Source organism: Nocardia testacea NBRC 100365 (assembly GCF_000308775.1).
GTDB classification, from domain to species: Bacteria; Actinomycetota; Actinomycetes; order Mycobacteriales; family Mycobacteriaceae; genus Nocardia; species Nocardia testacea.
Genome location: NZ_BAGJ01000039.1, coordinates 16,480 through 36,966, shown reverse-complemented (window position 1 = coordinate 36,966; position 20,487 = coordinate 16,480). Strand labels below are relative to the sequence as shown.

At 67.0% G+C, this 20,487-nt stretch carries 20 protein-coding genes; all 20 read right to left on the bottom strand.

Features of this window, described 5'->3' with window-relative positions; genetic code table 11:
- Nucleotides 1-309: 309 nt before the first annotated feature.
- The 20 genes from murA to thrC all read right to left on the bottom strand — a co-directional run bounded on the left by murA (nucleotide 310) and on the right by thrC (nucleotide 20,409).
- On the bottom strand, nucleotides 310-1,569 hold the full coding sequence (murA, locus tag ON38_RS05450; RefSeq protein WP_039822855.1) for a UDP-N-acetylglucosamine 1-carboxyvinyltransferase: 1,260 nt from the start codon (nucleotides 1,567-1,569) through the stop codon (nucleotides 310-312).
- 154 nt (nucleotides 1,570-1,723) lie between these two features.
- Nucleotides 1,724-2,347 carry a cob(I)yrinic acid a,c-diamide adenosyltransferase gene (locus ON38_RS05445; protein ID WP_039822854.1) on the bottom strand — a complete coding sequence of 208 codons (624 nt, stop codon included), beginning with the start codon at nucleotides 2,345-2,347 and terminating at the stop codon, nucleotides 1,724-1,726.
- 108 nt (nucleotides 2,348-2,455) lie between these two features.
- A complete protein-coding gene (locus tag ON38_RS05440) occupies nucleotides 2,456-2,878 on the bottom strand; it encodes a DUF2550 domain-containing protein (RefSeq protein WP_039822853.1) in 423 nt (140 codons plus the stop codon).
- A gap of 264 nt (nucleotides 2,879-3,142) precedes the next feature.
- Nucleotides 3,143-3,523, bottom strand: a complete 381-nt coding sequence (locus ON38_RS05435) for a F0F1 ATP synthase subunit epsilon (protein ID WP_039822851.1) — start codon at nucleotides 3,521-3,523, stop codon at nucleotides 3,143-3,145.
- 6 nt (nucleotides 3,524-3,529) lie between these two features.
- The gene (gene atpD, locus ON38_RS05430) at nucleotides 3,530-4,978 is read right to left on the bottom strand and encodes a F0F1 ATP synthase subunit beta (RefSeq protein WP_039822850.1); all 1,449 of its coding nucleotides are present in this window, start codon (nucleotides 4,976-4,978) and stop codon (nucleotides 3,530-3,532) included.
- 22 nt (nucleotides 4,979-5,000) lie between these two features.
- The gene (locus tag ON38_RS05425; RefSeq protein WP_039822849.1) at nucleotides 5,001-5,972 is read right to left on the bottom strand and encodes a F0F1 ATP synthase subunit gamma; all 972 of its coding nucleotides are present in this window, start codon (nucleotides 5,970-5,972) and stop codon (nucleotides 5,001-5,003) included.
- Nucleotides 5,973-6,033: 61 nt separating this feature from the next.
- Nucleotides 6,034-7,671 carry a F0F1 ATP synthase subunit alpha gene (atpA, locus tag ON38_RS05420; protein ID WP_039822847.1) on the bottom strand — a complete coding sequence of 546 codons (1,638 nt, stop codon included), beginning with the start codon at nucleotides 7,669-7,671 and terminating at the stop codon, nucleotides 6,034-6,036.
- 82 nt (nucleotides 7,672-7,753) lie between these two features.
- Nucleotides 7,754-8,563 (bottom strand): F0F1 ATP synthase subunit delta, encoded by an 810-nt coding sequence (locus tag ON38_RS05415; protein WP_039822845.1) that lies wholly within the window; start codon nucleotides 8,561-8,563, stop codon nucleotides 7,754-7,756.
- Nucleotides 8,564-8,582: 19 nt separating this feature from the next.
- Complete coding sequence (locus tag ON38_RS05410) at nucleotides 8,583-9,143, bottom strand: F0F1 ATP synthase subunit B (RefSeq protein ID WP_039822843.1); 561 nt, start codon at nucleotides 9,141-9,143, stop codon at nucleotides 8,583-8,585.
- A 5-nt stretch (nucleotides 9,144-9,148) separates the two neighbouring features.
- Complete coding sequence (locus tag ON38_RS05405) at nucleotides 9,149-9,397, bottom strand: ATP synthase F0 subunit C (protein ID WP_030522398.1); 249 nt, start codon at nucleotides 9,395-9,397, stop codon at nucleotides 9,149-9,151.
- An 80-nt stretch (nucleotides 9,398-9,477) separates the two neighbouring features.
- Nucleotides 9,478-10,254, bottom strand: a complete 777-nt coding sequence (gene atpB, locus ON38_RS05400; protein ID WP_479725010.1) for a F0F1 ATP synthase subunit A — start codon at nucleotides 10,252-10,254, stop codon at nucleotides 9,478-9,480.
- Nucleotides 10,255-10,598: 344 nt separating this feature from the next.
- Nucleotides 10,599-11,066 carry a Cg1360 family ATP-synthase-associated protein gene (locus ON38_RS05395; protein WP_039822839.1) on the bottom strand — a complete coding sequence of 156 codons (468 nt, stop codon included), beginning with the start codon at nucleotides 11,064-11,066 and terminating at the stop codon, nucleotides 10,599-10,601.
- Nucleotides 11,067-11,076: 10 nt separating this feature from the next.
- Nucleotides 11,077-12,243: an MraY family glycosyltransferase gene (locus tag ON38_RS05390; RefSeq protein WP_051164405.1), complete on the bottom strand. Its 1,167-nt coding sequence runs from the start codon at nucleotides 12,241-12,243 to the stop codon at nucleotides 11,077-11,079.
- Nucleotides 12,244-12,304: 61 nt separating this feature from the next.
- Nucleotides 12,305-12,970, bottom strand: coding sequence for an L-threonylcarbamoyladenylate synthase (locus ON38_RS05385; protein ID WP_039822862.1), 666 nt, complete (start codon nucleotides 12,968-12,970; stop codon nucleotides 12,305-12,307).
- Nucleotides 12,971-13,283: 313 nt separating this feature from the next.
- Nucleotides 13,284-14,159: a peptide chain release factor N(5)-glutamine methyltransferase gene (gene prmC, locus ON38_RS05380; RefSeq protein WP_039822838.1), complete on the bottom strand. Its 876-nt coding sequence runs from the start codon at nucleotides 14,157-14,159 to the stop codon at nucleotides 13,284-13,286.
- A gap of 79 nt (nucleotides 14,160-14,238) precedes the next feature.
- Nucleotides 14,239-15,315 carry a peptide chain release factor 1 gene (gene prfA / locus ON38_RS05375; protein ID WP_039822837.1) on the bottom strand — a complete coding sequence of 359 codons (1,077 nt, stop codon included), beginning with the start codon at nucleotides 15,313-15,315 and terminating at the stop codon, nucleotides 14,239-14,241.
- A 99-nt stretch (nucleotides 15,316-15,414) separates the two neighbouring features.
- Nucleotides 15,415-15,642 (bottom strand): 50S ribosomal protein L31, encoded by a 228-nt coding sequence (gene rpmE, locus ON38_RS05370; RefSeq protein WP_039822836.1) that lies wholly within the window; start codon nucleotides 15,640-15,642, stop codon nucleotides 15,415-15,417.
- A gap of 340 nt (nucleotides 15,643-15,982) precedes the next feature.
- Nucleotides 15,983-18,061, bottom strand: coding sequence for a transcription termination factor Rho (rho, locus tag ON38_RS05365; protein ID WP_039822835.1), 2,079 nt, complete (start codon nucleotides 18,059-18,061; stop codon nucleotides 15,983-15,985).
- Nucleotides 18,062-18,373: 312 nt separating this feature from the next.
- A complete protein-coding gene (thrB, locus tag ON38_RS05360) occupies nucleotides 18,374-19,321 on the bottom strand; it encodes a homoserine kinase (RefSeq protein WP_051164404.1) in 948 nt (315 codons plus the stop codon).
- A gap of 26 nt (nucleotides 19,322-19,347) precedes the next feature.
- On the bottom strand, nucleotides 19,348-20,409 hold the full coding sequence (thrC, locus tag ON38_RS05355) for a threonine synthase (protein WP_039822833.1): 1,062 nt from the start codon (nucleotides 20,407-20,409) through the stop codon (nucleotides 19,348-19,350).
- Between the last annotated feature and the right edge of the window lie 78 nt (nucleotides 20,410-20,487).

Below are 20,487 nucleotides of genomic sequence, written 5' to 3'. Positions count from 1 at the left end.
CCATCTCGTGACTTTCAAGTCATTCGATCGGTGAGGCAACTTCTCAAGCTTAGCTCATCCGTTTTCCCGATTGCAAATCGGCGTCCCGGTCGAGCCAGTGTGATCGCCAGGCGCTCCTCGTCCTACCTCGTTTCCCTGGTCCCTCCGGCTCGGCGTTTCCGCCTCGCTCCGGGCCCCGGGTCGGTGTCCGTGTCGCTCTGACTTGGATAAAGTTACGTGGCATCTAATTCAATGTCAAATCGCCTGGTCAAAGCGACTTTTCAGCGACTGTTTCCGAGGCCGTTTCCGAACCCGGGCCGCCGGGAACGGTCAGGTTCCCACTCCCACCCGTTCCACGGCGGCTCCGAGCGCCTGGAGTTTCTCCACGAAGTCCGGATATCCGCGGTCGATGTGGAAAACGTCGTGCACTTCGGTCACCCCGTCGGCGACGAGTCCCGCGAGGACCAGTCCGGCGCCGGCGCGAATATCGGAGGACCACACCGGCGCGCTGGAGAGCCGGGGAATACCGCGGACCACCGCGTGATGACCGTCGGTCCGGGCATCGGCGCCGAGGCGGATCATCTCCTCGACGAACCGGAAGCGCGCTTCGAAGACATTCTCGGTGATCATCGAGGTGCCGTCCGCGATCGCCGCCAGGCCGATGGCCATCGGCTGCAGGTCCGTGGGGAAACCGGGGAAGGGGAGGGTGGAGAAGTTGACCGCACGCGGTCGATCGGGCTGCACGACCCGGAAGCCTTCGGGTTCGAACGAGATCCGTGCGCCGGCCGACCGCAGTTTGTCCAGGACCAGTGCCAGATGCTGGGGATTGACTCCGGTCACCCGCACGTCGCCCATCGTCATGGCGGCGGCGATACCCCAGGTGGCCGCGACGATACGGTCGCCGATCACCCGGTGCGTGATGGGCGACAGCCGCCTCACGCCGTGGATGGTGAGCACCGAGGTACCCGCGCCGCGGATACGTGCGCCCATCTGGGTGAGCATGGTGCACAGGTCGACGATGTCGGGTTCGCGCGCGGCATTGTCGATCACCGTCTCCCCCTGGGCCAGCACCGCGGCCATGAGGATGTTCTCGGTGGCGCCGACCGACGGGAAGTCCAGCCGGATACGCGCGCCCTGCAGCTCGTCGGCCCGGGCGACCACGCACCCGTGCTCGATCTCGCTGGTGGCGCCGAGCAACCGCAGCCCGGCCTGATGCATATCGAGGGGCCGGGAACCGATGGCGTCCCCGCCGGGTAGCGCCACCACCGCTCGTCTACAGCGGGCCATCAGCGGGCCGAGGACACAGACCGAGGCACGGAACTGGGTCACCGCCGGGAAATCCGCGTGGTACTTGGGTTCGGCCGGGGTGTCGATCGTCACCACATCGCCGGAGATCTCGACGTCGCACCCGAGACCGCGCAGAACCTCGGCCATCAGCGGCACATCGAGGATGTCCGGACAGTTCGTGATGGTGGTCTTGCCTTCGGTGAGCAGAGCAGCGGCCATCAGTTTCAGGACGCTGTTCTTGGCGCCTCCTACCGAGACCTCACCGACCAGCCGGTTGCCGCCAGTTACCAAAAACCGTTCCATGCCGCCTCTCCGAGTATTCGGCGCACCAGTGAGTGCAAGGATAGAGCGCCCACGATCGCATCACGCTGCCGGTCGAGCCAACGCCGAGCTCCTGCGCGCGGCGGCTCGTCCACCCGATCGCCAGGAGCAGTTTCCACCGTTCGGACGGAATCCGTCAGCTTTCGGCCGCAGAACCCGCGCCCGGTTCGTCCGAAGTAACCGCCTCCGTCCGGCCGCCGCCGGGCTGCCAGAGCACATCACCATCGGGATTCGTGTAGCGACTGAGGATGAACAGCAGATCGGACAGCCGGTTGAGATATTTGGCCGGCAGGACGCTGGTATCGCCGGGGTGTGTTTCCACAGCAGCCCATGCCGAACGTTCGGCGCGCCGGACGACCGTGCGGGCGGTGTGCAGCAGCGCGGCGAGCGGGGTCCCGCCGGGCAGGATGAACGAGTCGAGCGGTGCCAGCTCGGCATTGAACCGGTCGCACCACTGTTCCAGGCGTTCGATATAGCTCGCGGTGATCCGCAGCGGCGGATACTTCGGGTTCTCCACCACCGGAGTGGACAGATCCGCGCCGGCGTCGAAGAGGTCGTTCTGGATGCCGCGCAGGACCGCCGTCAGTTCCGGATCCGGGCCGCCCAGCGCGATGGCGACTCCGAGAGCGGCATTGGCCTCGTCGCAGTCCGCGTAGGCGATCAGCCGCGGATCGGTTTTCGGCACCCGGGAGAAATCGCTGAGACCGGTGGTCCCGTCGTCGCCGGTGCGGGTGTAGATCCGCGTCAGGTGCACGCTCACAGGACCCACCCTAACGTCCGCCCGGCCGGCGAGGGGGTTGCGGCGTATTCGCATTTGCGCCGATCCGCCCCCGGTGAGAACACCGGACCGCCCGACCGCCGACCGGGCTCAGTGACCGCGCAGCCGGCGGGCGCGCTCCGAAGGCCGGGACTCGACCCAGGACAGGAACGCCGTCAGCGCCGCGCGATCCAGCGCGAGCTCGTATTCGCCGTGGCGATCGGAGACTCCGATCACCGCGATCCCCTCGGTCATGATGTCGTACTCGTCACCCTGCGGGCCGCGTCGCTCACCGATCTCGATACCGCGCCGATGGATCACCGAGTCGGCACCGAGCTTGAGGCTGGTGAGTTTGAAGAAGACGAGGTGATCCTCGTCGTAGCGGATGACGCCGTGCCGCCAGCGTTCCCCGCCACGAGCCGGGAGTACGCGCAGGATGGCCGCGGTGCCGCCACGTCGCAACATGACCAGGCGATAAGTGGAAACCAGAGCCAATGCGACCAGCATGAGCACCAGAATGATCAGGAACACCATCCCGGTCTGCAATGCTGCACATCCCTTCGCTCATCCGAGGCGATCGCCGGATCGGACCGGCAGATGCACCCGCGGCCATTCAACCATGAACCAGTTTACAAATGGCACGGGGATGTCTCGGATAATGCGACGTCATCGATCCCGGAGGCGCCCGAGGGCAACGCCGGTGTGAACCGGTGCGCCCGCGAAACGGCTCCGGCCGGCGACGAGGATTCGCCGCCGGCCGGAGCCGAGATCATTCTGTTGTGCGCCGCGCGCCGAGGATCAGGAGTTCGCGCCGGCCTGTTCCACCGCGCGCACCCGGCCCTGGGCGGCCAGCTGGGCCTCCGCGGACGCCGAGCCGTCGGACAGCACCTGACGTGCGGCCGCCACATCGACCTCGGTGGAGAACTCGGCGGACTCCGCCAAGACCCGCACCGTATCGGCGGTGACCGAGAAGAAGCCGCCGTGGACCGCGGCCACGATGCGAGTGCCCTCGGTATCGACGATGGTCACTGTGCCGCCCTCGACCAGCTGGCCGAGGAGCGGCTCGTGACCGGGCATGATGCCGATCTGTCCCTCGGTGGTCTGGGCGCTGACGAAAGTCGCCCGGCCCGACCAGAGCCGCCGCTCGACGGCGACGAGATCAACTGACATATCCGCCATGAAGGACTACTTTCCGGCGATCTTCTTCGCGGCCGCCTCGACATCGTCGAGACCACCGCAACTGTTGAACGCCTGCTCCGGGAAGTGGTCGAATTCGCCCTTGCAGACCCGGTCGAAGTCGTCGATGGTCTGCTCCAGCGGCACGACCGAACCCGGCTGGCCGGTGAACTTCTCGGCCACGATGAAGTTCTGGCCGAGGAACTTCTCCAGCCGGCGGGCACGGCCGACGAGGACCTTGTCCTCTTCGGAGAGCTCGTCCATACCGAGGATGGCGATGATGTCCTGCAGTTCCTTGTACTTCTGCAGGATCCGCTTCACCTCGTTGGCCACCGCGAAGTGCCGGTCGCCGACGATCGAGGCCTCGAGGATACGAGAGGTCGAGGTCAGCGGGTCGACGGCGGGGTAGATACCCTTCTGCGAGATCGGGCGGGAGAGCTCGGTCGTCGCGTCCAGGTGGGCGAAGGTGGTCGCCGGGGCCGGGTCGGTGTAGTCGTCGGCGGGCACGTAGATGGCCTGCAGCGAGGTGATCGACCGGCCGCGGGTCGAGGTGATCCGCTCCTGCAGTTCACCCATCTCGTCGGCCAGGGTCGGCTGGTAACCGACGGCCGAGGGCATCCGACCCAGCAGGGTCGAAACCTCGGAACCGGCCTGGGTGAACCGGAAGATGTTGTCGATGAACAGCAGCACGTCCTGGTGCTTCACATCGCGGAAGTACTCCGCCATGGTCAGCGCGGACAGGGCGACGCGCATACGGGTGCCCGGCGGCTCGTCCATCTGGCCGAAGACCAGGGCGGTGTCCTGGAGGACGCCCATCTCTTCCATCTCCAGGTGCAGATCGGTGCCCTCACGAGTGCGCTCGCCGACACCGGCGAACACCGAGGTACCGGAGAACTCCCGCGCGATACGGGTGATCATCTCCTGGATCAGAACGGTCTTGCCGACACCGGCACCACCGAACAGACCGATCTTGCCGCCCTTCACGTACGGGGTCAGCAGGTCGAGCACCTTGACGCCGGTCTCGAGAATTTCGGTCTTGCCCTCGAGCTGGTCGAAGCTCGGCGGCTTGCGGTGGATGCCCCACTGCTCACCGTCGCGGCCGAGGCCGGGGCTGTCGAGGCAGTCGCCGAGGGCGTTGAACACGTGCCCCTTGACGACATCGCCGACCGGCACCGAGATCGGCTTACCGGAGTCACGGACCTCGGCGCCACGGACCAGGCCGTCGGTGGGCTGCATCGAGATGGTGCGCACGATGTTGTCACCGAGGTGCTGGGCGACCTCGAGGGTCAGCGTCTTGGCCACCGACTTCAGGGTGATATCGGCGGCAAGAGCGTTGAACAGGTCTGGAATGGAGCCCCGCGGGAATTCGACGTCCACGACGGGGCCGATGACGCGGACCACGCGGCCCGTGGCGGCGCCGGTCCGGCTCGAGTCTTCTCGAGTAACAGCTGCGGTCATTTCTGGTTTCTCTTCCTGCGTCTCAGTCGCGTTCCGAGCTGGCCGCCAGGGCATTCACGCCGCCGACGATTTCGCTGATTTCCTGCGTGATGTTGGCCTGCCGCAACGAGTTGGCCTGGCGAGACAGGGAACTCGCCAATTCGTTGGCGTTATCGGTGGCCGCCTTCATTGCGGTGCGCCGAGCCGCATGCTCGGATGCCGCTGCGTCGAGCAACGACGCGTAGATCCGCGTATTGATGTACTTGGGCAGCAGCGCCGCCAGGAGTACATCGGCGTCGGGCTCGAATTCGTACTGCGCGCTCACCTCGGCCGTGGGCGAATCGGTGAGCATATCGTCACCCAGGTCGAAGCTCTCGTCGACGAAGGAGATCTGGATCGGCGCCATCCGGCGCACCTCCGGCGTCTGCGACAGCATGCTCACGAACCGGGTGTAGACGATATGGAGCTCGTCGACCCCGGCGATCGGGCCGGTACCGTCCGGAGCCGGGACCTCGCCCGCCGACCCGGCCATGAAACTCTCCACCAGGTGGTTGCAGGCTGCCGACGCATCCGGGTACGTGGGCTGCTGGGAGAACCCGGTCCACGAGGCGACCGGCCGGCGGTCACGGAAGGTGTAGTACGTCAGGCCCTTGTTGCCCATGACGTAGAGCACCGGTTCCTTGCCCTCGTCGCGCAGGGTGGTCATCAACTCCTCGGCGCGTTTGAGCACATTGGAGTTGTAACCACCGCACTGGCCGCTGTCGCTGGTGATCACCAGCACCGCGGCCCGCTTCGGATCGGGACGTTCGGTGAGCAGCGGGTGCATCAGATTCTTCGACGCACTCGCCAGCTCCGCGACCACCTTGGTGATCTCCTCGGAGTACGGCTTGGCAGCCGCCACCCGCGCCTGGGCCTTGGTGATACGCGAGGTCGCGATCAGTTCCTGGGCCTTGGTGATCTTCTTGATCGAGTTGATACCACGAATACGGGAGCGCAGCTCGCGCAAGGTAGCCATCGGCGGTTCACACTCCCTTCGTTCGCGGCGTTACAGGAAAACAGCGCATGGTTCGCCCGGTCTACTTCTCGACGTGCTTACGGGTGACCGACAGCGATTCGACCTCTTCGTGGGCCAGTTCGCCGGCTTCGCCCTCGTTCACCACGCGGCTGCCGTCGGACGCCAGGAAGCCCTGCTTGAACTTGTCGGTGGCCGCCTTGATCTGCTCGGCCGCCTCGTCCTGCAGCACCTTGCCACCGGCGATGCTCGCGAAGGCATCCGCGGCATTGGCGTGCAGATCCTCGAGCAGCTCGACATTGAACCGGCGGATATCGGCCACCGGCACCGAGTCGTAGTAGCCCGCGTCGACCAGGTAGATCGAGACGATCTGATCCTCGACCGCGATCGGCGAGTACTGGTCCTGCTTCAGCAGCTCGACCCAGCGGGCACCACGCTCGAGCTGGGCCAGCGAGGCGGCATCCAGATCGGAGGCGAAGGCGGAGAACGCCTCCAGCTCGCGGTACTGGGCCATTTCCAGACGCAGCGAACCGGCGACCTTCTTCATCCCCTTGGTCTGCGCGGCGCCACCGACACGGGAGACCGAGGTACCGACGTTGATCGCCGGGCGGACACCCTTGTTGAACAGGTCGGACTCCAGGAAGACCTGACCGTCGGTGATGGAGATGACGTTGGTCGGGATGAAGGCCGAGATGTCGTTGGCCTTGGTCTCGATGATCGGCAGACCGGTCATCGAACCGCCGCCCATCTCGTCGGAGAGCTTGGCGCAACGCTCCAGCAGACGCGAGTGCAGGTAGAAGACGTCACCCGGGTAGGCCTCACGGCCCGGCGGGCGGCGCAGCAGCAGCGAGATGGCGCGGTAGGCCTCGGCCTGCTTGGTCAGATCGTCGAACACGATCAGGACGTGCTTGCCCTGGTACATCCAGTGCTGGCCGAGAGCCGAACCGGTGTAGGGGGCCAGCCATTTGAAGCCGGCGGAATCGGAGGCCGGGGCAGCGACGATGGTGGTGTACTCCAGCGCGCCGTGCTCCTCGAGGGCGGATTTGACGCCCGCGATGGTGGAGCCCTTCTGACCGATCGCCACGTAGATGCAGCGCACCTGCTTGGCCGGATCGCCCGACTCCCAGTTGGCCTTCTGGTTCAGGATCGTGTCGATGCAGACCGCGGTCTTACCGGTCTTGCGGTCGCCGATGACCAGCTGACGCTGACCCCGGCCGATCGCGGTGAGCGCATCGATGGCGGTGATGCCGGTCGCCATCGGCTCCTCGACCGGCTGCCGCTCCAGCACGGTCGCGGCCTGCAGTTCCAGGACGCGTCGGTCGTCGGATTCGATCTCGCCCAGACCGTCGATCGGCTGGCCGAGCGGGTTCACCACCCGCCCGAGGAAATTGTCGCCGACCGGGACCGAGAGCACATCGCCGGTGCGGCGTACCTGCTGGCCCTCTTCGATCTCGGCGAACTCGCCGAGGATGACGGCACCGATTTCACGGTCCTCGAGGTTCAGCGCGACGCCGAGCACACCGCCCGGGAATTCGAGCAGCTCGTTGGCCATGGCCGAAGGCAAGCCGCTGACGTGCGCGATGCCGTCACTGGTGTCGGTGACGACACCGACTTCCTCGATGGAGGTTTCCGGGGTGTAGCTCTGGGTGTAGCTTTCGATCGCGCTACGGATCTCGTCGGAGGAGATCGTCAGCTCCGCCATGTTCTTCCTGCTCTCGGTCTCTGGTCTGGAATGTCGGGGGGTGTTGAGCGGTTCGCGCCGGACCGTGCCCGGCGCCCCGCCGCTAGGTCAGCGAGCGACGCAGCCGGTCCAGTCGGCCGATCGCGCTGCCGTCGATCACATCGTCGCCGATGCGCACGACGAGCCCGCTCAACAATTCGGGATCGACCTCGACATGCACGGTGACAGCCTTGTTGTAGATACGCGCCAGGGCGCCGCCCAGCCGTTCACGCTGGGAGTCGGTCAGCTCGATCGCCGACCGGACGTGCGCGACGATCTGTTCGCGCCGGGCCGCGGCCAGGTCGGACAGTTCGTCGAAGGCCACACCGATCCCGGCACGCTGCCTGGTCACCACCTGTTCGGCGAGAGCCCGGGTGATGGTCTCGGCCTTACCGGACAGCAGCCGCTCGAGCAGTTCCCGTTTGGCCGCCGCGGAGGCGGCGCGGTCGGACAGGGCCTGTTCCAGTTCCGGATTGTCGGCGATGATCCGGCCGAAGCGGAACAGTTCGTCCTCGACGGCGGTCAGCCGGCCCTGTTCGGAGGCCGATTCCAGGTATGCCAGCTGCCCGAGCAACACCAGGGTGTCGACCAGGTCGCGGGCACGCGACCAGTCCTGGGCGACCGCAGTGGTCAGCACCGCCTGAGTGGCAGCGCTGACCTGGCTCCCGAAGACCCGCTCGCTCAGTTCGGCGCGGGCCGAACCGGGCACCGATACGTCCGCGAGCGCCACACGCAGCGGACGCTGGTCGTCCAGTACGTCGACAACGGCGAACAGTTCGGACCCCGTCGTGGCCGCAACACCGTTGCTTCCGGTCAGCGCGGCCCGAAGCGCCTCCTTGGACCGGGAGCTGGCCTCACGGCTCGCTGCGTACATGGTTCTCACTCCTCCGTCGTTACCTTCCGACCCCGATACCGGCGTCCGAACGGTCGATCTCGTCGAGGAATCGCTCGATCGTCGCGGCCTGTTTGGCCTCGTCCGATACCGACTGCCCGATGATCTTCTCGGCCAGGTCCACCGCGGTGCGGCCGACCTCGGCCCGCAGCTCGGTCAGGATCTGCTGGCGCTGGGCTTCCAGCTGGGTGTGCCCGGCCGCGACGATACGGTCGCTCTCGGCCTGGGCGTCGGCCTTCATCTGGGCGAGGATCTGCTGTCCCTGGGTGCGGGCGTCTTCGCGGATCTTCGCGGCTTCCAAACGGGCGTCGGCCAGCTGCTTCTGGTACTGCTGCAGCGTCTCCTGGGCTTCGGCCTGCGCGGCCTCGGCCCGATCGATGCCACCCTCGATCTTGTCGGCGCGCTCGTCCAGCACCTTCATCAGGCGCGGAACGGCGTATTTGTAGACCACGAAGGCGATAATCGCCACGCAGACCGCCGACCAGACGATGTCGTACGTCGCGGGGATGAGAGGATTCACATCCTCTCCCTCTTCCGCTGCGAGCAGAATGAACTCGTTCATCGGAATCAGAAGATGAAGCCGGCGACGAGACCGATCAGCGCCAGGGCTTCGGTGAACGCGATGCCGAGGAACATGTTGGTCCGGATGGTGCCGGAGAGTTCGGGCTGGCGGGCAATGCCCTCGATCGCCTTACCGACGACGATACCGACGCCGATGCCGGGGCCGATGGCGGCCAGGCCGTAGCCGACAGCGCCGAGGCCCTTCAGCGTGGATTCGTTGGTGGCAGCTTCCTGGGCCAGGTACGAGAGGCTCATGAGTCTTCCATTCCCTTTCTGTTGCTCACCCGCCGGACGGCGTGGTGCAGCAGGTCCTTATCGGTTGTTCCGGTCGTCGGTCAGTGCTCGTCGGCGTGCTGGGCAAGGCTGATGTACACGGCGGTCAGCAACGCGAACACATAGGCCTGCAGGAAAATGACCAGCAGTTCGAACAGCGTGAATGCGAGCCCGCCCAGCAACGAGAAGGGCGAGAACACCTTCATCCAGGCGTCCGCGTCGAAGAGGAAGAACTGGGTCGCGCTGAAGAACAGCACCAACATGATGTGACCGGCGAGCATATTGGCCATGAGTCGGACGGTCAGCGTGAAGGGCCGCAGCACGAAGGTCGAAATGAACTCGATCGGAATGAGCAGGACGTGCATGGCCGGCGGAACATTCGGAACGACGATGCTGCTGCGCATATAGGTGAAGAAGCCGTACTTCTTGATGCCCACGTAGTTGAACGCGATATACGCGACCACGGCCAGTACCAGCGGCATGCCGATACGCGCGTTCGACGAGATGTTCAGACCGGGGATCACACCCGAGAAGTTCAGGAACAGGACGGTGAAGAAGATCGTCGCGATCAGCGGGAAGAACTTGCGGCCGTTTTCCTTGCCGAGGATCTCGTCACAGATCTGCTCTTTGACGAAGACCAGGCCCATTTCGCCGACGTTCTGCAGGCGCTTCGGCACGATTCGCGGGGTCCGGAACGCCAGGAAGAGGAATGCGATCAGGACGGCGGTCATCACGAGCCGGACCAGCATCAGCCGATCGAGTTCGAAGGGGGTCCCCTCGAACAGCACCGCCGGAGGGAAGAAGTCGGTTAGCGACGGCGCGTGAAACTCCGCGGCCAAGGTAGTGACGCTCAGCGTTCTCTCCCGTGTTCGGGCCGCGGGAAGTTTTCGCTCCCGCGGTTCGATCGGACATTGACGATCAATGTGGGTCGACTGAGGTCGGCTCGAGGTCGTCAGCAGCTGTAGCGGCGATCCGCGCTGGCGTCTGTACGTGTGTCGGCGACATCGTCGACATGCAGAACCGAACCCTTTACGAGCACGGCACCGCAGTAGCATAGCGGTAGCTGGTCTTGCCGGGTCGGCACCCCTGGCTTAGTCGCTTGCTTACCAATACTTTACCAAGACAACTACGACAACGTGTAGCGGGGGCGATGTAATCTACGACAAATTGTCGTAGACCCTGGTCAGTCCTGGTCGGAGCCCTCTTTTCCACCCTGGTCAGGGACGGTTACATAGGGGACCTTCTGTCGCAATACACCGTAAGTTTCGGCCCCCAGCACGATGACCAGGGCGCCCACAACGGTCAGAAACAGCGCGACCCGGTCGTAGAACTCGAATCGTTGCAGCACGGCGACCACGATCAGCGCCACCAGCAGCTTTCCGACCCAGCTGACCAGCATGACCAGCCCGGCGGTGGACGGGGGGAGTTTCGCGCCGAGCAGCACGACCACCGCCGTGGTCAGGATGAAGCCGCCACCGATCGCGGCGCCCAGCAGCGCCCCCCACAGTCCGGCGGTTCCGGCCAGGGCGGTCGCGATCGCCGCCGCCAGCACCGTCAAAACGACCAGACCGATGAGTCCGTAGCGCAATGCCGCACGGAGCGGGGCATCGGCGCTGTCGGGGGTGCTGGGGCCGGCAGAACTCGTGGACACGGCCCGAACTCTACCCGGAGTCGGAAACCGAGCCCGCCGCGTCCCGGCGCGCCTGCCGCCGCCACAACCCCGGAACAGCGGTCACGACCAGCGCGAACAGGAGTCCGGCGGCCATCATCAGCACCACAACCCGGCGATCCATGACCGAGGTGCCGACCGCACCGAACGCGAGAATGCCGACCCACAGATAGATCACCAGCACCACCCGGCGCTGCGAATGCCCGATCTGCAGCAGTCGGTGGTGCAGATGCATCTTGTCGGGAGTGGAGAAGCTGACCCCCGCCCGCACCCGGCGCACGATCGCCAGCAGTAGATCCAGCACCGGAATGAACATCACCGCGCCGACCAGCAGCAGTGGCGAGAGCAGGCCGACGATATCGCGCGGGCCGTAACCCTGCAGCGGGATCCGGCCGGAGGCACTGGTCGACACCGCAGCCAGGACCAGCCCGATCAGCATGGATCCCGAATCACCCATGAAGATCCGGGCCGGCGAGAAATTGTGCGGCAGGAATCCGAGACAGGCCCCGGCCATGGCGGCGGCCAGCAGCGCGGGTGGGTAGCTGTCCACCGAACCGCCCTGTTCGGTGAGCAGGCCGACCGCGAAGGCGAACACCGCGAACGAGGCGATCAGGCCCAGGCCGGCGGCCAGCCCGTCCAGACCGTCCACGAAGTTCATGGCGTTGATCAGGGTCACCGCGACCGCGACCGTCACCAGGCCGCCCTGCAATCCGTCGAGGACGACGGTGCTGTTGTTGAACGGGTCGTAGATCAGGTACCAGCCCAGGCCCATCACCGCCATCACCCCGGCGGCAGTGACCTGGCCCGCGAATTTGGTGAGCGCGTCCAGGCCCCAGCGATCGTCCACGATCCCAACCCCGACAATGATGGTGGCCGCCACCAGCACAGCGGCGATATCGGGCCGGTAATCGAAGCCGCGGCGCAGCGCCGGCAACTGATGAGCGAACAAAACGGCCGCCACCACGCCGATGTACATGCCCACCCCGCCCATGCGCGGAATCGGCTTCACGTGCACATCGCGGTCACGCGGAATGGCCACCGCGCCGAACCCGATCGCCAGCGTCCGGATCCCCCCGGTGGCCAGAAAGGTCACCACCGTCGAGATCAGCAACACCAGCAGGAGCTCGCGTAGCGGGACGACCGCACCGTAACCGGTCATGGCGCCGACCACCGCCTCGCGACCGGGGATACTGCCCGTGCCCTCATCGAAACCGCTACATTCACCGCGCGACGGACCCGATCAACGACTCGGCGGTGACTCCCAGCACCTCGGCGACCGCTTCGGTCGGCACCGCGCCCGCACGCAGGATTCGCGGCTGATCAGCGGTGAGATCGACAATGGTGGACGGCTTCGCATGCTGGGCCGGACCGCCGTCCAGGAACACACCCACCTGGGTGCCGAGCTGATCCCGCGCCTGCGACACATTCTCGGCCGCGGGCCTACCGGAGATATTGGCACTGGACACCGCCAGCGGCCCGACCTCCTGCAACAATTCCAGCGCCACCGGATGCAACGGCATCCGCAGCATCACCGTCCCGCGCGCCTCACCGAGATCCCAGGACAGCGAAGGCGCCTGCTGCACAACGATACTCAGCCCGCCGGGCCAGAACGCCCGGATCAGCTCACGAGCCTGCGGCCGCACCGAGAAGACCAGACCGTCGATCGTGTTCCACGAACCCACCAGCACCGGCACCGGCATATCCCGCCCCCGGCCCTTGGCCGCCAGCAGCGATGCGACCGCAGCGGAATCGAACGCGTCGGCAGCCAGGCCGTACACGGTATCGGTGGGCACTACGACCAACCGCCCCGATCTCAGAGCACTGGTAGCCGCGGCCAGGCCGGCGGCGCGCGAGTCGGGATCGGCGCAGTCGTAGACGGTACTCACGCGCACCATGGTATGGCCCCGCCTCCGGCGGGGCGGGGTTGAGGCCCCCTTGGTCTCGCCGTTTCGGCCTCGAGACTCGAGCCTTCGGCTCATGCGCTTCGAGACCGAAACGGCGAGACGGGCCTCAACCCTTGGAGGTGTCTCGCAGAACTCGACGCACGTGGGTTGCGTCGGCATTTCGATGTCCCGATCGGATGCCGACGCAAGCGCCTTATGTGACCGTGTATTCGCGCAGTTCCGCCAATAACCCTGCCCGGACAAACAAACCCTCCTCATAGAGAGTGGGCGCTCGCACGGCCACAAATAGAACCTGTCAGCTCACCCGTACAGCGGCCACAAACCGGGGTTTCCCGGCCAGATCCGGATGCTCGACGATCCCGGTGAATCGCTCGTCCGCCGCCAGTAGCCGCGCGAGTTCCCCGCCGTTGCTGTCGTCGTGCTCGATCGCCGCTCCCCCACCCGGCCGGAGCAGGCGGCCGATGAGCGGCACCAGGGGGCGGATCACGTCGAGGCCGTCGAGGCCGCCGAACAGGGCGCGATGCGGGTCGTGGTCGGCCACCTCGGGAGACAGTTCGGCGCCGTCGGGGATGTAGGGCGGGTTGGCGACGACGAGATCGACATAACCGTCGAGTTCGGTGAGCAGATGCGGATCGGTCACGTCGTCGTGGTGCAGGGTGATCGGGGAGTCGCCGTCGGCGGCGCGCTGTTCGGCATTGCGGCGGGCCCAGCTCAGCGCCTCGGGATCCAATTCCACCGCGTGCACGTCGGCATCCGGCCGGGCGTGCGCCACGGCGAGAGCGAGTGCGCCCGAACCCGTGCACAGGTCCACCACCACCGGCGTGTGGTCGTGGCGGACGGCCTCCAGGTGGGCCAGCGCCCAGGCGAAGAGCAACTCGGTCTCCGGGCGCGGCACGAAGACCCCGGGACCCACCGCGAGATCGATCTCACCCATATACGAGCGCCCGGTCAGATGCTGCAGCGGCACCCGCTCGGCGCGGCGGGCCACCAGCGCCCGATAGGCGGCGAGCTGCTCCGGCCCGATCAGTGGATTCAGCAGGAGCCGGGAGCGGTCCACACCCAGCACATGCGCTGCCAACTGCTCGGCATCGACGCGTGGGCTGGGCACTCCGGCCGCACCGAGAACTTCCGTCGCTTCGGCGAGCACAGGGCGGAGTTGAACGCGGGTCACCGTGACATTCTGGCGGGTCGGCGGGCGCGGGGTCGAACGGGCTTCGGACCGCGCGCCCGAGGCTCGCGAACGAACACAACTATTCGGCCATGCGGGCGGCGCGGTCGGCGGTGGCCAGGGCATCCAGGAGGGCGTCCATTTCGCCGTTGAGGACGGCGTCCAGGTTGTGGGCTTTGTAGCCGATGCGGTGGTCGGCGATGCGGTTCTCCGGGAAGTTGTAGGTGCGGATGCGTTCGGAGCGGTCGACCGTGCGGATCTGTCCGGCCCGGCCTTCCGCGGCTTCCTGTTCGGCCTGTTCTTCGGCCAGGGCTTGCAGCCGGGCGGCCAGGACCTGCATGGCGCGGGCCTTGTTCTGCAGCTGCGAGCGTTCGTTCTGGCAGGTGACGACGATCCCGGAGGGCAGGTGGGTGATGCGAACGGCCGAGTCGGTGGTGTTGACGCCCTGGCCGCCTTTACCGGAGGAGCGATAGACGTCGATGCGCAGATCGCTCTCGTCGATCTGTACTTCTTCGACCTCGTCGGGTTCGGGGTAGATGAGGACACCGGCGGCCGAGGTGTGGACGCGGCCCTGCGATTCGGTGACCGGCACCCGCTGCACCCGGTGGACTCCGCCTTCGAACTTGAAACGCGACCAGACGCCGTCACGGGCGGCATCGCGGCTCTTGATGGACAGCGTCGCTTCTTTGTAGCCGCCGAGATCGGAGACGGCGGCGTCGAGGATCTCGACCTTCCAGCCGCGACGTTCGGCGTAGCGGACGTACATGCGGGCCAGGTCCGCGGCGAACAGAGCCGATTCTTCGCCGCCTTCACCGGATTTCACCTCGAGCACCACATCGTCGCCGTCGTGCGGGTCGCGGGGGGCGAGCAGATCGGCGAGCTGTTTCTCGAGTTCTTCGAGTTGTTCCTCGAGTCCGGGGACCTCGGCGGCGAACGCCGGGTCGTCGGCGGCAAGTTCCCGGGCGGCCTCGAGGTCGTCGCGGGTGGCGGTGAGTTTCCGGTAGGTGGTCATCACCGGGGCGAGTTCGGCGAACCTCTTCCCGACTCGCCGCGCGGCGTCCGGGTCGTTGTGCAGGGACGGATCCGCCAGCTGGGTTTCCAGTCCGGCGTATTCGGCCAGCACATCGTCGATCGCGGACGGCGCGGTTTTCTCGGCCATGAACGTGGCTCCTACTCGGAAAGGGCGACGCGGGGAAGGGAGGGCACAAAAACGCCAACGCCCGGCCTGCGACTGCAGGACCGGGCGTTGGCGGGAAAGCTAGCTGGCGTCGGCCTTCTTGGCACGCTTGCCGTAGCGGGCCTCGAAGCGGGCCACACGACCACCGGTGTCCAGGATCTTCTGCTTGCCGGTGTAGAACGGGTGGCACTGCGAGCAGACCTCGACGGTGATGTGCCCCGATTCCTTGGTGGAACGGGTCTGGAAGGTATTACCGCAACCGCAGACCACCGTGGTGTCGACGTAGGTCGGGTGAATTCCTGCCTTCATGGGTGTCCTCTCGATATTGGTCGCCGGGTCGCTCGGGCCTTTGCGCCGAACGTGAACCGGAACCGACTTCAGGCGGGATTGTCTGCGCGAATCGCAGACGCACGGCGATCCAGTATGCCAGAACCACCGATGCCCGCTGCAACGCCCCCACCGCCATATTTGTTCCGCCGGGTCCCCGGTTGCTCGGGTACCGGGCCTCGCCCGGCACGTCCTTCCCCGGAAACGACGAGCGGGTCGACCTTCTCGGAAGGTCGACCCGCTCGGTGCCGAGTTCAGCGAGGCCCAGGAGGCCCAGGAGGCCGAGGCCCCTCGGGCCCGGAGGCCCGCGATCAGACAGAACTCATTCGTCCAATGCGCCCGGTGCGGTCTTGGAGACCTGCATCAGGAACTCGAGGTTGTTCTTGCTCTTGCGCAGGCGGTCGATCAGCAGGTCGATCGCCTGGTGGGAGTCCAGACCGGACAGCACCCGGCGCAGCTTGTGCAGGACCGCGGCCTCGTCCGGGTTGAGCAGCAGCTCGTCCTTACGGGTACCGGACGGGTTGACGTCCACCGCGGGGAACACGCGCCGCTCGGCGATCTTGCGGTCCAGTTTGAGCTCGGCGTTACCGGTGCCCTTGAACTCCTCGAAGATCACCGTGTCACCGGTCGAACCGGTCTCCACCATGGCGGTGGCGATGATGGTGAGCGAGCCGCCGTTCTCGATATTGCGCGCCGCGCCGAGGAACCGCTTGGGCGGGTACAGCGCGGTGGAGTCGACACCACCGGACAGGATGCGCCCGGAAGCCGGCGAGGAATTGTTGTACGCGCGGCCCAGCCGGGTGATCGAGTCGAGCAGCACCACGACGTCCTTGCCCATTTCGACCAGGCGCTTGGCCCGCTCGATCGCCAGTTCGGCGACCGAGGTGTGGTCGGACGGCGGCCGGTCGAAGGTGGAGGCGATGACCTCGCCCTTCACCGAGCGCTGCATATCGGTGACTTCTTCGGGACGTTCGTCGACCAGTACCACCATGAGGTAGCACTCGGGGTTGTTGATCGCGATCGCGTTGGCGATGTCCTGCATGATCGTGGTCTTACCGGCCTTCGGCGGGGACACGATCAGTGCACGCTGGCCCTTACCGATCGGCATGATCAGGTCGATCACCCGGGTGGTCAGCTTGTTCTGCTGGGTTTCCAGGCGCAGCCGCTGGTTCGGGTACAGCGGGGTCAGCTTGTTGAAATCGGGGCGGCGCTTGGCCGAATCGATTTCGGCACCGTTGACGGTGTCCAGCCGCACCAGCGGATCGAACTTCTGCCGCTGATTGCTCTGTTCCCCGTCGCGCGGCGCGCGGACCGCGCCGGTGATCGCGTCACCGCGGCGCAGGCCGTTCTTGCGGACCAGGTTCATCGAGACGTAGACGTCGTTCGGGCCGGCCAGGTAGCCGGAGGTGCGCACGAACGCGTAGTTGTCCAGCACGTCGAGGATGCCCGCGACCGGCTGGAGCACGTCGTCTTCGCGAATCTCGGGCTCGCGCGATTCACCGCCGCCACCGTCACGGTCGCGGCCCCGGCGACGTTCGCGGAACCGGCGGCCACGGCGGCCACGGCCGCCTTCCTCGTCGTCGCCACCGCGATCGCCGCCGCCCCGGTTGCCGGAGCCGCGCTGGTCGCCGCCCTGGCCCTGCTGGCCCTGGTTGCGGTCGCGACGGCGCTCGCCCTGCTCGCCGTCCTTGCTGTCCTTACCGTCCTGCTTGGCGCCGTCGTTCTTCGCGCCGTCCTGCTGCTTGGCGTCCTCGCCGGCGGGTTCACCGTTCTTGGGCTGCTGGTCCCGGCCACGACGCTGGCGGCCGCGGCCGCGCTGGCCGGAGTCGCGGCCCGAATCCTCGGTGCCCTCGGCCGGCTTGTTGTCGCCTCTGCCCTCGGTCTTGGCGCCGGAATCGGTGTCCGCGGCCGTGCCTGCGGTGCCGTTGATGGTCGCCGAGCCATTGGTGGCGGCCTGGTCGGGCTTGCCCTTGTCCGCGGCCGCGGAGTCCTTGTTCGCCGCGGTATCGGCGGCGGGCGCTTCGACCGCCGGAGCCGACGCGGCGGCGGGCGCGGCCTCGACGGCAGGCGCCGCGGTCCCGGCCTCGGCAGGCTGGTCTGCGGTTTTACGTTCTTTGGCAGCCTTCGCGCGGGTGCTGCGCTCCGCGGCGGCGGGTCTGCCGGCCTGGTTTTCCTTGATGGCGGCGATGAGATCACCCTTACGCATACCGGAGGTGCCTCGAATTCCGAGTTCCCCTGCCAGTGCGCGCAACTGCGGCAACAACATTCCAGTCAGCCCCGATCCGATGTCGGTGTTCTCGCTCATCTTCGAAGAAATCTGTCCGGAGTCACTTTCGCGGTTGCCCGAGGGTTCGGAGTCGGATTCCACCCCGGGTGTCGCGAGCAGGTCCGTATCTGTCACGGAGATCCTTTCCTTCCCTCGATGGCCGTGTGCTGTGTCGAGGGTTCGTTCCGTAGCCCGATCTCGCTGCCGGACTCGGATTTGTAGCCGTATCGCCTGCCCCTCCGGGACCGGGTGCTTCGCCACCGCTGGAAAAGGTGGAAGAGATCATTCCAGTTGAGCGGCTGCGCGGCACCCCCATGGCATGAGGGCTCGAGCCTGGAGCCTGCTGGAGCGATTGCCCTGATGAAGCACCGGCGTCTGATGCGCGCGATGTACGGACTTGCCCAGGATAGCGGGCAAGTACGAAGGTCGGCAAGGCGGACGCGCCCGTCAGCTGATCTGCACGCCTTCCGCGATGCCCGGCTCGATGATCCGGAGCCCGTCCGCGGCGGCCCGAAGCCGTAATTCTTCGGGAAAAGCGCAGGTCGTGAGCGCGAGCACGGTGGGCCCGGCGCCGGAGACCGTGGCCGCGATGCCGGCGTCGCGCAACCGCTGGATCCATGCGGTGGTCAGCGGGAGCGCGGGGGCGCGCTGGGTCTGGTGCAGCCGGTCGGCCGTGGCCGGGAGCAGCAGGTCCGGGCGCTGGGTCAGCGCGACCACCGCCAGCGCGGCCCGGCTCACATTGAACGCCGCGTCCCGGTGCGGTACCAGTTCGGGCAGCAGCCCGCGGGTCTGCGCGGTGGAGGACCGTTCCTCGGGGACCAGGACGACCGGACGCAGCGTGGGATGCGCGTCGAGGCGGACCGCCCGGTACAGCCGTTGCGGTGCGCCGATATCGGTATCCGGGCCGGGGCCGGTCTCGGTCCAGGACACGACGATGCCACCGAGCACACTGGCGGCGGCGTTATCGGGGTGGCCTTCGAATTCCGAGGCCAGCTGCACCAATTGATCGGTATCCACCGCCAGGGCCGGATCGAATTGCGCGGCCAGCGCACGCCCGGCCGCCAGCCCGCCGACCACGGCCGAGGCCGAGGAGCCCAGTCCGCGGGAATGCGGAATCGCGTTCCGGCACAGCACGTCCAGTCCGTCGGCCCAGACTCCGGCCGATTCCAGCCCGCGTTCTATCGCCCGGACCACCAGATGCTGTGGCCCCCAGGCCACCTCGCCGGCGCCTTCACCCTCCATGCGGATATTCAAGCCGGAATCGGTGCTGCGCACCTCGATCTCGTCGTAGATCCCCAGGGCCATACCCAGCGAATCGAAACCGGGCCCCAGATTCGCGGTGGAGGCCGGTACCCGGACGGCGACCGTGATACCGGACGGCAGGGTCGGAGCCACGAGCCGGCTTTCGCGCGTATCCACCGTCAGGCCAGTTCGAGTCGTGCGGCCACCGCGACCGGGTCGACCTGGATGGCCTGCACCTCGGGCATCCCGAGCAGGGCGGTATCGGGGTCCTTGAGACCGTTCCCGGTGACCGTGCAGACCACGGTCTGCCCGGGTTCCAGCCAGCCTTCGGCGTGAGCGGCCAGCACACCGGCCACACTGGCCGCCGACGCGGGCTCCACGAAAACGCCCTCTTCGGCCGCGACCAGGCGGTACGCGTGCAGAATCTCCTCGTCGGTGGCCGCGCGGAAGGCTCCGCCGGATTCCTCCTTGGCCGCCACGGCGCCGTTCCAGGAGGCGGGTGCGCCGATCCGGATGGCGGTCGCGATGGTCTCCGGATGACTCACCGGCGCGCCGTTGACCAGCGGGGCCGCCCCGGCGGCCTGGACGCCGAGCATGCGGGGAAGCGTTTCGGTCACGCCATCGGCGCGGTACTCGCGGTAGCCCCGCCAGTAGGCGGTGATGTTGCCGGCATTGCCCACCGGCAGCGCGTGCACATCGGGGGCCCGGCCGAGCACATCACAGATTTCGAAGGAGGCGGTCTTCTGCCCCTCGATCCGGGCCGGGTTCACCGAGTTCACCAGGCCGATGGACGGGAAGTCCGAGGTGACTTTGCGCGCCAGTTCCAGGCAGTCGTCGAAATTGCCCTCGACCTGGATGACCTTCGCGCCGAGCATCACGGCCTGGGCCAGTTTGCCCATGGCGATCTTGCCCTGCGGGATGAGCACCGCGCAGGTCATGCCGGCGCGGGTGGCGTAGGCCGCGGCCGAGGCGGAGGTGTTACCGGTGGAGGCGCACAGCACCGCCTGCTGACCGCGATACTTGGCATCGGTCATGGCCATGGTCATGCCGCGGTCCTTGAACGAACCCGTCGGATTCGCGCCCTCGACCTTCAGGTACACCTCGCAACCGGTGAGCCGCGACAGATGCGGCGCGGGAACCAGCGGGGTCCCACCCTCGAAGAGGGTGACCGGTTCCCAGTCGGCCGCGCCCGCGAGGCGGTCGCGGTAGGCAGCGATGAGCCCGGGCCAGCGCGAGTGCACTCCGGCCTGCGGGGCGACGCCGGCGGTCGGCCCACCTGTCGCGCCACCGCCACCCCTGACGGAATCGCTGCGCGATGC